At 68.0% G+C, this 13,845-nt stretch carries 13 protein-coding genes; 3 read left to right on the forward strand and 10 right to left on the reverse strand.

What is annotated here, in order from left to right; genetic code table 11:
* Window positions 1-99: 99 nt before the first annotated feature.
* From APZ15_RS29625 to APZ15_RS29635, 3 genes are read right to left on the reverse strand one after another with little or no spacing between them, the layout of a single operon-like run.
* On the reverse strand, window positions 100-288 hold the full coding sequence (locus APZ15_RS29625; RefSeq protein WP_027789356.1) for a 4-oxalocrotonate tautomerase: 189 nt from the start codon (window positions 286-288) through the stop codon (window positions 100-102).
* Between the two features lie 59 nt (window positions 289-347).
* The gene (locus APZ15_RS29630; RefSeq protein ID WP_027789355.1) at window positions 348-1,124 is read right to left on the reverse strand and encodes a class II aldolase/adducin family protein; all 777 of its coding nucleotides are present in this window, start codon (window positions 1,122-1,124) and stop codon (window positions 348-350) included.
* A complete protein-coding gene (locus APZ15_RS29635) occupies window positions 1,099-1,992 on the reverse strand; it encodes an urea transporter (protein WP_027789354.1) in 894 nt (297 codons plus the stop codon). Before APZ15_RS29635 ends, APZ15_RS29630 begins: the two co-directional genes overlap by 26 nt.
* Before the next feature lie 257 nt (window positions 1,993-2,249).
* Between APZ15_RS29635 and APZ15_RS29640 the strand changes: the two genes are divergently transcribed.
* Window positions 2,250-2,810 (forward strand): putative glycolipid-binding domain-containing protein, encoded by a 561-nt coding sequence (locus APZ15_RS29640; RefSeq protein ID WP_027789353.1) that lies wholly within the window; start codon window positions 2,250-2,252, stop codon window positions 2,808-2,810.
* On the opposite strand, the gene APZ15_RS29645 is transcribed toward APZ15_RS29640, so the two are convergent.
* The 5 genes from APZ15_RS29645 to APZ15_RS29665 form a co-directional block, all read right to left on the reverse strand.
* A complete protein-coding gene (locus APZ15_RS29645; protein WP_027789352.1) occupies window positions 2,765-3,676 on the reverse strand; it encodes an alpha/beta fold hydrolase in 912 nt (303 codons plus the stop codon). The genes APZ15_RS29640 and APZ15_RS29645 overlap by 46 nt on opposite strands.
* Window positions 3,677-3,680: 4 nt before the next feature.
* Entirely contained in the window at window positions 3,681-4,586 is a 906-nt protein-coding gene (locus tag APZ15_RS29650; protein WP_027789351.1) for a metal-dependent hydrolase, read from the reverse strand.
* Complete coding sequence (locus APZ15_RS29655; RefSeq protein ID WP_021156860.1) at window positions 4,583-5,518, reverse strand: SDR family NAD(P)-dependent oxidoreductase; 936 nt, start codon at window positions 5,516-5,518, stop codon at window positions 4,583-4,585. Before APZ15_RS29655 ends, APZ15_RS29650 begins: the two co-directional genes overlap by 4 nt.
* Before the next feature lie 21 nt (window positions 5,519-5,539).
* Window positions 5,540-7,129 carry a flavin-containing monooxygenase gene (locus APZ15_RS29660; RefSeq protein ID WP_027789350.1) on the reverse strand — a complete coding sequence of 530 codons (1,590 nt, stop codon included), beginning with the start codon at window positions 7,127-7,129 and terminating at the stop codon, window positions 5,540-5,542.
* Window positions 7,130-7,375: 246 nt separating this feature from the next.
* Complete coding sequence (locus APZ15_RS29665; RefSeq protein WP_027789349.1) at window positions 7,376-8,047, reverse strand: lysoplasmalogenase; 672 nt, start codon at window positions 8,045-8,047, stop codon at window positions 7,376-7,378.
* Window positions 8,048-8,457: 410 nt separating this feature from the next.
* On the opposite strand from APZ15_RS29665, the gene speB reads away from it, so the two are divergent.
* Window positions 8,458-9,426 (forward strand): agmatinase, encoded by a 969-nt coding sequence (speB, locus tag APZ15_RS29670; protein WP_027789348.1) that lies wholly within the window; start codon window positions 8,458-8,460, stop codon window positions 9,424-9,426.
* Between the two features lie 238 nt (window positions 9,427-9,664).
* Here speB and APZ15_RS29675 read toward each other — a convergent pair whose 3' ends face one another.
* Window positions 9,665-10,963 (reverse strand): citrate synthase family protein, encoded by a 1,299-nt coding sequence (locus tag APZ15_RS29675; RefSeq protein ID WP_027789347.1) that lies wholly within the window; start codon window positions 10,961-10,963, stop codon window positions 9,665-9,667.
* A gap of 103 nt (window positions 10,964-11,066) precedes the next feature.
* On the opposite strand from APZ15_RS29675, the gene APZ15_RS29680 reads away from it, so the two are divergent.
* Window positions 11,067-12,500, forward strand: coding sequence for a CoA transferase (locus APZ15_RS29680; protein ID WP_049098450.1), 1,434 nt, complete (start codon window positions 11,067-11,069; stop codon window positions 12,498-12,500).
* Between the two features lie 276 nt (window positions 12,501-12,776).
* Here the strand turns inward: APZ15_RS29680 and APZ15_RS29685 are convergent, their stop codons facing one another.
* Window positions 12,777-13,757, reverse strand: a complete 981-nt coding sequence (locus APZ15_RS29685; protein ID WP_027789346.1) for a sulfonate ABC transporter substrate-binding protein — start codon at window positions 13,755-13,757, stop codon at window positions 12,777-12,779.
* Between the last annotated feature and the right edge of the window lie 88 nt (window positions 13,758-13,845).

The following is a 13,845-nucleotide window of genomic DNA, read 5'->3' on the forward strand; positions in this document are numbered from 1 at the left end:
GGCGGAGAAGGAAGCCGCCTGCAGCGCCGCCGGGCGGGCGCCGCAGGTGATGAATCAGTGTGATGCAGGCGGGCGTTCAAGCATCGCCGGGTGTGACGTTCAGCGCTCGTCGCTCCACAGCTTCCCGGCCGTCGCCCAGTTCTCCTTCTTCACGTCGGTGAGAATAATGTCGACCGAGCCCGGCTCGCAGCCGAGCGTCTCGCAGGTGACGCGCGTGATTGCTTCGACGAATTCGCGCTTCTGTTCGACGGTGCGGCCTTCGAAGAGCTGGATATTGAAAGTCGGCATGACAAGTGCTCCGGTTGAGTGTGTCGGGTTCGGCCGCGATCGCGGCCAGGGATGCGGCGTCAGTCGCGATACGACGGATCGATCCGGTCGAGCCGGCGCAGCAGCGCCGGCCATTCCAGTTCGCCTTCGATCGCGCCGCCGTCGCGCAGTTGTTCGGCGGTGCGGTCGGCCACCGCCGGGTCGGGCAGCACGAGCGGCCCGCCGCCGGCCTGCGCGCGCACCTGGATATCGCAGGCCTTGATCAGCGTGTCCATCAGCACATACGCTTCGGCGACGGTGCGGCCGACCGTCAGCGTGCCGTGGTTGCGCAGCAGCATCGCGGATTTCGCGCCGAGGCTCGCGGTCAGCCGCGCGCCTTCGGCCGGCGAGAACGCGAGTGCCTCGTAGTCGTGGTACGCGAGGTCGCCGTGAAAGCGCAGCGCGTGCTGCGACGCGGGCAGCAGCCCGTCGCGCTGGATCGATACGGCGATGCCGGCCGTATTGTGCAGATGCATCACGCAGACGGCGTCGGCGCGGGCGGCATGCACGGCCGCGTGCAGCGCGAAGCCCGTCACGTTGACCGCGTGCTCGCCGGCGCCGATCCGGTTGCCGGCCAGGTCGATCTTCACGAGGTTCGATGCGCGGACCTCGTCGAACGTCAGGCCGAACGGGTTGATCAGGAAGTGGCCGGGCTCGCCGGGCACGGTCGCGGAAAGATGCGTGTAGATCAGGTCGTCCCAGCCGTTCAGCGCGACGAGCCGGTAGGCGGCGGCGAGGTCGACGCGCAGCCGGCGTTCGGCGTCCGAGATCGGGCCGCCGGGTTTCACGGCATCAGGACGGTGTGCGAATGACGACATCGGGTTCTCCGAAGGTAAGGCGGCGCGCGACGGCTACGGTCACCCATGATGCAAGGGCGAACGGCGCCGTGAACACGGGGATGCCGGCGCGCATCGCGAGCCACTGGATCAGCGCGGCGAGTGCGGCTGCTGCAAGGGCCGCGCGCGGGCCGCGCGACATCAGCGCCAGTGCGGCGAGCGCGCCGTTGAAGCCGAGCAGGCCGTCGGCGAACAGCGCGTCGTTCGCGCCGAGCGTGAGCAGCAGCACGGTCGACACGATCGCGCCGCCGAGCGCGAACGCGGCCGCGTGGCGCGACGCGACGGCGAGGCCCGCGACGATCAGCGCGCCGGCCCATGCGCCTTGCGCGAAGGTGGTCTGAGCAACACCCGACAGCAATGCGTCGGTGACGGACGACGGCGTCAGTGCCGCGCCGGCCGTCGCGTCGGTCGCGTGTTGCGGTGCGACAAACGGCAGCCACAGCGCGGTGACGGCGAGGCACGGGCTCGAATACGGGCACTGGCGCCAGCGGGCGAGCGGCGTGCGCATCGCGCGCTGCACGAGCGCCGCGCCGATCGCGGCCAGCGGCGCCAGCGCGACGGCTGCAAGGGAAGCGGGCGCGAACAGCGCCGCGATCAGCGCGGCGAGCGCGCCGTTGAAGCCGTGCAGCCCCTGTTCGACGTCGTGGCGCGCGGCGCCCGTCAGCACGGCGGTCATGCTGGCGGCGGCCGAACCGAGCAGCGCCGCGCATGCCAGCCGCAGGTCGGTCAGCGCCAGCGCGGCCAGCAGCAGCGCGCCGGTGAGCGCGTTCGCCTGCAGTACGATCTGACCGATGCCGCGCAGCAGAATGCGCAGGTCGATCGACGGCGAGGCGGAGCGGGCGGTTGGCATGATGGCGGCGGAACAGGACGAGCCGCGAGCATAGGACACAATCCGATGCACCGGAATAGGGAATTCTGGATAGTCAGGATTTGTCGGCGCTGCCCCGAAATGGGGAATGCGGGCGGCCGGCCATGTCCTGGCGGGCGTTGCATTGGCGTTTTTCGGGGCGAACGTTTCGTGGCGAGGGAATTCAGGCATCTGCTGGCGTTTTCGTCGGCGGATTCGTGCGACAGTGTCCCGCAGCGGGGAAACCGGGAGGGGGAACGATGCGTGAAGTGCGATGGGCGTCGCTCGAAGACGACGGGGTCGAACATCTGGCGTTCGACCGGAGCGGCGGCGGGATCGTCGTCGAAAGCGCGGTGGTCGGCCAGCGGTACGGCCGTGCGTACGGGCTCGCGTATCGCGTCGAGTGCGACGCGCATTGGCGGGTGACGTATGCAGTGTTGAAGGTGATGGGCGGCGGCACGCTCGAACTGCGCGGCGACGGCGAAGGCCACTGGCGCGACGGCGCGGGCCGTGCGCTGCCCGAACTCGACGGCTGCGTCGACATCGACATCGCGGCGACGCCGTTCACGAACGCGCTGCCGATCGGCCGCCTTGGGCTCGCGCGCGGCGAGCGGCGGCCGATCGACGTCGCGTACGTCTCGACGCCGGACCTGAAGGTCACGCCGGTCAAGCAGGCTTACGCGTGCATCGAGCCGGGCCGGCGCTACCGCTACGAAGGCATCTTCCGGAATTTCACCGCCGAGATGGACATCGATGAAGACGGGCTCGTGATCGACTACGAGACGCTGTTCAGACGCCTGCCGGCGCTGACGGGCCGCTGAACCGCGGCGTTCGCGACGGCCGGCCGCTCCTGCGCGGACGCGAAGCGGTCGATCCGAGACGCGATGATGTCGGGGTGGCGCAGCACGACCCAGTGGCTGCCGTCGATTTCCTCGCGCACGTGGTCGCCGAGCCAGCGGTCGAGGTCGACCGACATTTCGGGCGTCACGTAGCGGTCGCGCACCGGCACGAGGATCTGCACCGGCGCCTGCGCATATCGTTCGCGGGGTTTGCGCGCCCGCGCAAGGAAGTTCGCGCGGTAAAGCTGCATGCCGTTCAGCGCATTCTTCAGTTGCACGGGATCGCGCTCGGCACGCACGCGTTCGGTGATCTGCAGCCAGCGCGGCCACAGCGCCGCGCCGCCGAGCCGCCACACCAGCGACGGCACGACCGGCAAGTGGAAGAACGCGATGTACCACGACTTCAGGCTCTGCTTGAGCCGCATCTTCGCGCGGAACACGTGATCGAGGCATGGGCCCGAGATCGACGTGTACGACGCGATCCGGCCGCGGAACGCGGGGTCGGTCACGGCCTCCCAGCACTGGATCGAGCCCCAGTCGTGACCGACGAGATGGAACGGCCGGCCGCCGCAGGTCGCGTCGGCCACCGCTTTCAGGTCGCCGGCGAGCCGTTCGAGCGTGTAGTCGGCGCGGCGGCGCGGTGCATCGGACGCGCCGGCGCCGCGCACGTCGTACGCGATCACGCGGTAGCGCTTCGCGAGCCGCGCGCGGATCGGCGCCCACACGGCCGCCGAATCGGGGTAGCCGTGCACGAGAATCAGCGGCGGGGCGCGACGCGACCCGCTCACGTAGACGGCGAGTTTCACGTCGCCGGACTGGACGGTCAGCATCTCGTGGGCGCGCGCCATGGCGTCATGCCTGCGCAACCGGGTGCAGCGGCACGCGGCGCGGGGCAGCTTGCGCGGCGTAGCGCGCGTTGGTCGCGTCGATGTTCTCGAGCAGCGTGTCGAGCCCCTGCAGGTACTGGTGGTTGTCGTGGTCCCACGGGTGGAAGCCGGGGCGGAAGTAGTCGAGCCATTCGCGCGCGATGCTCGGGAACACGCCGTGTTTCGGGCTGTACAGGTACTTCACGAGCCGCCACATGCCGCCGAACTTGCCGTGTTCGCGACGGTGCGCGCGCATCAGGCGCACGTGGAAGTCGAACACGATCGTCCAGAAGAACACGGTCGTCGTCAGCATCGTGCCCGTGCGCAGCAGGTAGCTGCCGAGGCCCGGCTTCATCACGGTGGTCCATACGTCGTACGACACGGCCTTGTGCTCGGTTTCCTCCATCGCATGCCACATCCACATCTGCTGGTAGCCTTCGACCGAGCCGTCGATCCGGTGCTCGTGGCCCGACAGCAACTGGTTCGCGAGGATCGCCGTGTAGTGCTCGAGCGCGATCGTGATCGCGAGCTGCATCGAATGCGGGAGCACCTTCTTGAACCAGCCGAGGATCGTCCACAGGCGCTTGTCGAGCTTGTGCGCGGGCAGGCCGGACGACTGCAGCAGGTCGTTGTATTCGATGTGCTCGCGCGTGTGCATCGCTTCCTGGCCGATGAAGCCGAGTACCTGCTTCTTCAGTTCGGGATCCTCGATCCGGTCGCGATAGTTGCGCACCGAATCCATGAAGAAGCGTTCGCCGGCCGGGAACAGCAGCGACAGCGCGTTCATGAAGTGCGTGACCGGCACGCCCTGCACGTGCCAGTCCTTCGCGCGTTCCGGCGGCAGCGCGAAACGGATGTCGCGCCGCACCGGCATCATGTTCGGGGTCGTCATGATTGTTCTCCTCCCTGATTGCCTGCGTTGTTGTAGGTGGCATGCAGCGGCGCGGGCGCCGGCGTGCCGCGGGCGGCGTCACGGCGCGCGCGGGCGGCCTCGCGGCGCGTCGCGAACACGACGAGCGCCTGGTACGCGGACGGCAGCACGCGCGCCATCCAGTCGCCGGCCTTCGCGTCGCGGCCGATCAGCACGCGGCGCTTGTTCTTGCGCACGCCCGCGAGGATCGTGCGCGCGGCATCGTCGGCGGTCGTGATGAAGAACTTCTCGAACGTGTCGCGGCCTTGCTGCTCGCTCGCGACCATGAAGCCGACCATGTTTTTCGACACGCGGCTCGCCTGCGCGATGTTCGTGCGGATGCCGCCCGGATGCACGCAGGTCGCCGATACGCCGCACTTCATCATGTCGAGTTCCTGGCGCAGCGATTCGGTGAAGCCGCGTACCGCGAACTTGGTCGCGTTGTAGCCGCTCATGCCCGGTTGCGCGAAGATCCCGAACAGGCTCGACGTGTTGATCACGTGGCCGTCTCCCGATGCCTTCAGGTACGGCAGGAATGCCTTCGTGCCGTGCACGACGCCCCAGAAATTGATGTTCACGATCCACTCGAGATCGTTGTAGTCCATCCCCTCGATCGTGCTCGACAGCGCAACGCCCGCGTTGTTGAAGATCAGGTTGACCTTGCCGTGTTCTTTTGCGGTGTCGTCGGCCCACGCGAACATCGCATCGCGCTCGCCGACGTCGAGCACGCGCGTCGAGACACGCACGTTCGGCGCGATCGTACGGACGATCCGTTCGGTTTCGGCAAGGCCCACGCCGTTCTTGTCGGCGAGCGACACGTGGCAGCCTGCCTGTGCGAGCTGGATCGCGAGCGAGCGGCCCATGCCCGAGCCGGCACCGGTGATCGCGGCGACCTTGTTGGCGAAATCTCTCATGTCGGTTGCTCCTTGTCTGGCTCAGGCCGCTTCGGCGGAAGTCGAAGTCGAAGCGGCAGCGGCCGGCGCGGCGGCGGGCTGCGCCGTGGTGTCGAGTTGCGGCGCGCGATACGCGTGGTAATCGGCGATCGAGAAGTGCGCGGTCGCCTGGCGGAAGCGCCACGTGAAGCCCGGCCACAGCGTGGTGTTTTTGCCGGTGCGCGGATCGAGGTACCAGCTCTTGCAGCCGCCCGTCGACCAGATCGCCTTTTTCAGCTTGCCCTGCAGGTCGCTGTTGAATTGCGCCTCGACGAGCGGACGCACCTCGATCGCATCCGCGCGTTCGCGACGCATCGCCTGCAATGCGCCGAGGATGTACTCGATCTGCGACTCGATCATGAACACCATCGAGTTGTGGCCGAGGCCCGTGTTCGGGCCGACGATCATGAAGAAGTTCGGGTAGCCGGGCAGCGTCGAGCCGAGATACGCGTGCGCGCCGTCGCGCCATGCGTCGACGATGTCGAGCCCGCCGCGGCCGATGATCGCGCCGCGCGGAAACGGATCGGCCACCTGGAAGCCGGTGCCGTAGATCAGGCAGTCGACTTCATGGCGGCGGCCGTCGGTCGTCACGACCGCGTCGGCTTCGATGTGGTCGATGCCGGTCGTGATCACGTCGACGTTCTTGCGCGACAGCGCCGGGTAGTAGTCGTTCGAGATCAGCACGCGCTTGCAGCCGAGCGTGTAGTTCGGCGTGACGGTCTTGCGCAGCTCCGGATCGGGAATCTGCTTGCGGATGTGGCGCAGCGCGAGCTTCTGCACGTTCTTCATCAGCGAGGGATGGATCGCGAAGCCGAGCACGCGCGATTCGAGCATCCAGTAGATGCCGCTGCGCACGGCCTTCTGCGTGAACGGCAGCGTACGGAACAGCCACTTCTCGAACCCGGTCAGGTTGCGGTCGGGCTTCGGCATGATCCACGGCGGCGTGCGCTGGAACAGCGCGAGTGTTTTCACGCGCGGCGCGATCTGCGGCACGAACTGGATGGCGCTCGCGCCGGTGCCGATCACCGCGACGCGCTTGCCTTCGAGCGCATAGTCGTGATCCCAGTGCTGCGAGTGGAACGCGCGGCCCTTGAAGTTCTCGACGCCGGGAATCGACGGCAGCGCGGCGCGCGACAGGCCGCCCATCCCGGACACCAGCACGCGTGCCGACAGCCGCTTGCCGTTCGCGAACGTGAGGCGCCAGCGTTGCGCGGCGTCGTCGTATTCGGCGCGCTGCAGTTCGTGGTTCAGGCGCAGGTGCGCGCCGATCCCGAAGCGCTGCACGCAGTCTTCCAGATATGCGCGGATCTCCGGTTGCGGCGCGAACATGCGCGTCCAGCGCGGGTTCGGCGCGAACGAGAACGAATAGACGTGCGATTGCACGTCGCATGCACACCCGGGGTAATGATTGTCGCGCCACGTGCCGCCGACCGACGCGGCCTTCTCGAGGACGACGAAGTCGGTCACGCCTGTTTGCCGCAGGCGGATCGCCATCCCGAGGCCGGCGAAGCCGGTGCCGATGATGGCGATGTCGATGGTTTCGTCCAGGCCGTCGTGGCCGGGCGGACCGAAAGGCAACGTACGAGCATTCATCCGGGTGTCTCCGATTTGGCTCATTTTCGAATGTTACATTGTTTGATGTAACGATAGTGGGTGAACCCGGAAACCGCAAGAGGCTAGAAGCGGCGCTCTAAGGGCCGGAAGCCAGGCTGGAAAAGGCTGAGCGGGGTTTGGAACGGGCCGGTTCCCGCATCGCGGGATGCGCGGAAAGGGCCGTCGGCGGGGCGAGAGAGGGAGCGCACGAGACCGCCAGCGTGCGGCGGTCTGTTTGAAACGGTATCAGGGACGGATCGTTCGGGCGGCCGTCTCATGGAAAACCCCGGCCACGATCGTGACCTGCGCGAGCGCGTAGAGGCCCCAGATCAGGTACTCGATGCCCGGAAAGCCGCCGAGGAAACGGCCGACGCCGATCAGCGTATCGGAGCCGACGAAGATCAGGCTGCCGACGGCCACCAGCGGGCTGTGCGTGCGCGCCGCGAGCGCGAAGCTCGCCATCACGCAGAGCACGAGCATGTAGACGGCGACGGGTGCGAGCAGCTCGCCGAGGTGCGGGAAGAACGCCACGTAGAGCGCCGGGGCGGCGATCCACAGCCCGACGAGCGCGACGACGCGCCAGCCGTGCGGCCGTGCGCGCCAGCGCATGAAGATCGCGCAATAGCACAGGTGCGTGAGCAGGAACGCGCCGAGGCCGAGGACGAACGACAGCGGCCAGTCGGGCAGCGCGAGCAGCACGTCGCCGAGCACGGCGGTCACGAGCGCCGCACACAGCCACGCGCGTTCGCGCGCCGAGCCGCAGGTGCTGCCCGCCGCGAGCAGCAGGATGCCCATCGCGGCTTTCGCGGCGGCCTGGCCGGGATAGGGGGCGGCAGCGAGCGACAGCCCGTACAGCAGCGCGGCGACGACGGCGAGCGGCCAGAGCCGGCGGTAGGTGGCGGGAAGCGTGGCGATCAAGGCGGGTGTCTCCGGTTTGTTGTTGTCTGCGGTGGACGGCGCACGGTCGAGGGCGCGGCTGCCGGCCATTATCCGGAAGAACGGGCGCGGGAAAACCGGCGAATCCTTCTAGGACGCGGCAGGCAGGGGACGCAAAGGCGCCTGGTCGCAACCGTGGCGATCGGGCGTTGCCGTGTGCACGACGGGCGAACGCCTTCACCCGGTTTCTTCGACGTGTTGCCCCGGTCGAGCCGGGGCAACGACATCAATTCGGCTTGTTATGATCGCCGCGGTATTGACGTTGTCGTTGTTCCGCCCGGCCGCGTGACAGGATGCGCAAGCCGGTGCGTGGCCGATGAATCCATGCCGTGCCCGCTGCGCGCGCCGATGCAACGCGGCGCGGGCCGGCCCCCACGAAAAATGGTCCGACCATGACCGAACTTCTCCATGGCGACGGCGCGATCCGTCGCACGACGCCGTACGGCTCGTCGATCGAAAACACCTATGCGGGCGTGCTGTCGTTCATGCGCCGCAACTATTCGCGCACGCTCGACGGGGTCGACGTCGCGATCTCCGGCGTGCCGCTCGACCTCGCGACGACCTATCGCTCCGGCGCGCGGCTCGGCCCGGCCGCGATTCGCGCGGCGAGCGTGCAGCTCGCGGAGCTTCACCCGTATCCGTGGGGTTTCAACCCGTTCGACGATCTCGCGGCCGTCGACTACGGCGATTGCTGGTTCGACGCGCACAACCCGCTGTCGATCAAGCCCGCGATCGTCGAGCATGCGCGCACGATCCTGCGCTCGGGCGCGAAGATGCTGACGCTCGGCGGCGACCACTACATCACGTATCCGCTGCTGGTCGCGTACGCGGAGCGCTACGGCAAGCCGCTGTCGCTGATCCATTTCGACGCGCACTGCGATACGTGGGCCGACGACGATCCGGACAGCCTCAATCACGGGACGATGTTCTACAAGGCCGTGAAGGAAGGGCTGATCGATCCCGCGACGTCGGTGCAGGTCGGCATCCGCACCTGGAACGACGATTTCCTCGGGATCGAGCGGCTCGATGCCGCGTGGGTGCACGACCACGGTGCGCGCGCGGCGGTCGAGCGGATCGTCGACATCGTCGGCGCGCGGCCCGCGTACCTGACGTTCGACATCGATTGCCTCGATCCGGCGTTCGCGCCCGGCACCGGCACGCCGGTCGCGGGCGGGCTGTCGTCGGCACAGGCCCTCGCGATCGTGCGCGCGCTCGGCGCGATCAACCTGGTCGGTGCGGATGTGGTCGAAGTAGCACCTGCGTACGACCACGCGGACATCACGGCGATCGCGGCCGCGCATGTTGCGTGTGACTTGCTGTGTCTGTGGCGGCAGAAGAAGGTGGCGGGGGCGCTGAAGTAAGCAGGCATGCCGGGTATGCGCGTGCCGACGGCGCGCGCACGTTGTCGGCTCGATGCGCGGTGTGCCGATTGCCGTCTGCATCCGGTGGATTCGGCGACCGGCCATCGGGGATTTCCGTGGAAGGTCCTTGCCGCCCCGTCGGCGACATCCGCGAAACGTCAGCGAGCGGCTGCTTTCGTACGCCGGCGAGGCATTCGCGTGTCACCGATGCTGCGTGCCGGCGTCATCGAGCGAAAAGCTATCGACTCCTGAAGAAAGCGGAAAGCATGTCGTCTGCCGGAGCAGCACGGTGCGGCGTCGCTCGCTGCTTTCCCGATCGTCCGCGGGATCGTGCGCGATCTGGCTCGACACCGGTGCCAACCGGCCATGTCCCTGTATAAACCGCACGCGGCCGGATGAGATCGGATTGCGCGCGCTGCTCGAGCCCGTGCGCGATCCAGCCGATCGAGCGGCCCAGTGCGAACAGGCCGAATGCGGCACCGACGGGAAGCCGCAAATGTCTGCGCAGTGCCACCAGCGCGAGATCCACGGAGGGCTTCTGGCCGGTGAGCGCGCTCCCAGCATCGAGCATCCTGTTCCACTGAGGGTGGCGCGGCAGGATCCGCGACAACAGATACGTCGCGCGCACGTCGCCGTCGGGGTAGAGCGAATGTCCGAAGCCCGGCAAGCCGTCACCCCGGGCGAGACGCTCGCTCATTTTCCGTTCGACATCCTTATTGCCGATTTCGTCCCACAGTGCTTCGCCGCGCGCCGTGGTGGCGCCGTGGCGTTCGCCCGACAGGCCGGCCAGGCCGCCGACCACGACGGCCCGCAGGCTCGCGTTCGTCGACGCAATGCACCGGCCCGTGAAGCTCGACGCGTTCAGTTCGTGATCCGCGCACAGCACGAGCGCCGCCCTGATCAGCTCGGCGCCCGCGGGCCCGACGCCCCACGCCCGCGCGCATTGCACGTGGACGGGGGCCGTATCGATCCGGGTGCGCAGCAGGCATGCCGCCAGAATCCGCACGAGATCGCCGCAGCCCTGTGCGTGACGATCGGACGATTGCTGCCAGATCGCCGTCGGCGCGTCCTCGCTCGCGACGGTGAAGAGCGGCAACAGTGCCTGCTCGGCACGTTGGTCGCCGTAGTGCCTGAAGAGCGTTCGCAGCACCGCGGGCGTAGCGGGGGCCTGGCGGCCGAAAGCGGTCTGCTCGTCGCATCGCCATAGCAGCGCCGCGACTTCCTCGAGGCTCGCACGGCTCGCGAGATCGAGCGCATCCGTACCGCGATAGAAGAGCCGGCCGCCGTCGATCAACGTGATGCTCGATTCGAGCACCGGGGCGCCCCAGTTCAGCGCGGCCTTTGCCACTTCCTTCGGCTTGCGGCCTCGTGCGCGTTGATCCGCGAGCCGGTCGACGTCGGCCGCGAGGTAGCGGCTTTCACGGTGGCTGCCGCCGGGTTCCGCGCGAAGCAGGCCGCGGCTGACGTACGCATAGAGCGTTTGCCGCGAGACGCCGAGCCTTGCCGCGGCGTCGGTCGAATTCAGGTAGTTCGACATCGTGCGCAGAGTGAATCGTTCGACAGGTTGATCAGGATAATCAACGTTGACAGCAAATGCGAGCGAGACGATCTTTGCGTCACCTAATTCATGCGAGACGAACATGCGTGTCGATCAAATATCGCGGGAACGGGCCGCGGCCGACGAGGATCGGGTGTCGCACCATCTGCGGACGTTCTGGCTGGCGGCCGGCGGCTCTCCGGCTTTCCTCGAATCGTGCAGCTTCAGCGGCGCGGGAGAACTGGTCTCCGCGTTTCGCGTAACCGACATGGCCGCGGCGGCAATCGGGGCGGCGGGGACGTCCGTCGCCGAATTGCTGCATGCGTCGGCGGGAACGTTGCCGGCGGTACAGGTCGACCGGCGCATGGCGTCGCTGTGGTTCGGCACGTCGCTGCGTCCGCAGGGCTGGACGATGCCGCCTCAATGGGATCCGGTGGCCGGCAACTATCGGGCGCGCGATCGCTGGATCAGGTTGCACACCAACGCGCCGCATCATCGACTGGCCGCGTTGTCGGTACTCGGCTGTGCCGCCGATGCGGAATCGGTCGCGCAGGCGGTGAATCGCTGGGATGCCGGCGCGCTCGAGGCGGCGATCGTCGAGCGTGGCGGGTGTGCCGCGGCGATGTACTCGGCGCAGGAGTGGGCCGGGCATCCGCAGGGGCAGGCGGTCGCAGCCGAACCGTTGCTGCACGTTCATTCCGCGACGGATGCTGTCGCGCATGCCTGGCGGCCTTCGAGCGACCGGCCGTTGCGCGGCATTCGCGTGCTCGACCTGACGCGCATTCTCGCCGGCCCCGTGGCGACACGATTTCTCGCGGGCCTGGGTGCCGAGGTGCTGCGCATCGATCCGTACGGCTGGGAAGAACCGGGTACGGTGCCCGAAGTCGTCCTCGGCAAGCGCTGTGCGCGGCTGAACCTGAAGGATGCCGCGGATCTCGATACGCTCAGGCAGTTGCTGCGCCGCGCGGATATCGTCGTGCACGGTTACCGGTCGGATGCGCTGGCGCGCCTCGGGCTCGATGCCGCGCAACGGCGCGAACTGAATCCCGCGCTCATCGACGTGTCGCTCGACGCCTATGGCTGGACCGGCGCGTGGCGTTGCCGGCGCGGCTTCGACAGCCTCGTTCAGATGAGCACGGGAATCGCCGAGGCGGGCATGCGCGTGACGGGCAGCGATGAACCGGTGAACCTGCCGGTCCAGGCGATCGACCATGCGACGGGCTACCTGATGGCGACGGCCGCCATCCGCGGGCTGACCACGCGAATGACGCAGGGTGTCGGTACCGAGGTCCGCGCCTCGCTGGCGCGCACGGCAGCGGTCTTGCCGTTGCGCCCGGAGCCGATGAGCGAGGTGGTCGAACTGGTCGCCGACGATCAGCGGGATCGGGCGGACCACGTCGAGCTCACATCGTGGGGGCCGGCATCGCGGCTTCGCCCGCCATTGCAGATCGACGATGCGCCGCTGCGATGGTTTTATCCGGCACGTGCACTGGGTGCATATGAACCCGGGTGGTTGTCTTCGAACGACGATCTTTGAGGAAGCGTGTTTCCCGGTCTTCGGTGCCGCATGCCCGGAAGGTCAACGTGACGCGAAGAAGGCGGAGGCGATGAACGGCCGGACGGTTGCCGACACCATCGGCCGGCACGTGATCGCGTAGAGCAACCGGGTCAATGGAGGCGCCGAGCGGGGACGTTGGCGAAGCGGGCAGTGCTCGCCGCCCGGATTCCGCAACGTCGGGTAGTGCAAAAAGGCCGGCGGGCAGCATGCCCGTCGGCCTTTTTTCGCATGGACGTGTGCGAGCGTGGGTTCGCGCTACTTCGCGGCGAGCGCGGATGCGATGCTCTTGTCGCTCCACGCGTTGTCGGCCACGCTCAGCTTCTGCGGAATCAGCTTCGCCGCGTAGAACGCATCGGCGACTCCTTGCTGGGCCGCGACGATCCGGTCGTCGATCGGCACCGCGCCAAACGGGACACGCTTGATCCACGTCTCGACGAGCGGTTGCGGCAGGCCGACCTTCGGCGCGATCAGCGCGGCGGTGTCGGCCGGATGCGCGTTGACCCACAGGCCCGTCTCGCGCGCCTGCTTCAGGATCGCGCCGACCACGTCGGGATGCTGCTGCGCGAAGTCCCGCGTCGCTTCGTAGAAGTTGTTGGTCGCCGCGAGGCCCGTGTAGTCGGACAGCGTGCGTACCTTCAGCGTGTTTTGCGCGGCCGCGTAGTACGGATCCCAGACGACCCACGCATCGACGTTGCCGCTTTCGAACGCGGCGCGCGCGTCGGCCGGCGCAAGGTACACGGGGTGGATTTCGTCGTAGCGCACGCCGGCCTTCTGCAAGGCCTCGAGCAGCAGGTAGTTCGCGCTCGAGCCCTTCTGCAGCGCGATTTTCTTGCCGCGCAGGCCCGTAACCGTACGGATCGGCGAATCGGCCTTCACGAGCACGGCTTCGTTGTGCGGCGCCGGCGGTTCCGCGCCGACGTAGACGAAGTGCACGCCGGCCGCCTGCGCGAACACGGGCGGCGGCGCGCCCGTATAGCCGAAGTCGATGCTGTTCGCGTTCAGTGCTTCGAGCAGTTGCGGCCCGGCCGGGAATTCGAACCACTGGACGCCATAACCGAGCGGCTTGAGCCGCGCTTCGAGCGAACCTTGGGCCTTGACGACCGACAGCAGGCCGGCCTTCTGGTAGCCGATGCGCACGACCTTGTCGGCGCTACCTTGCGCGAAGGCCGATGCCGCGGACAGCGTGACGAGCGTGACGGCGGCGGTGCGGGCGATCCAGCGGGTGAAACGAATCATCGAACGGACTCCATGCAAAACGTCTTCGGGCGAGCGGCGGTGCCGCTCAGTTGGAAGAATCGTCGCATGGGCGATCGCGCCTGCAAAC

Source organism: Burkholderia cepacia ATCC 25416, assembly GCF_001411495.1.
Taxonomy (GTDB): Bacteria; Pseudomonadota; Gammaproteobacteria; order Burkholderiales; family Burkholderiaceae; genus Burkholderia; species Burkholderia cepacia.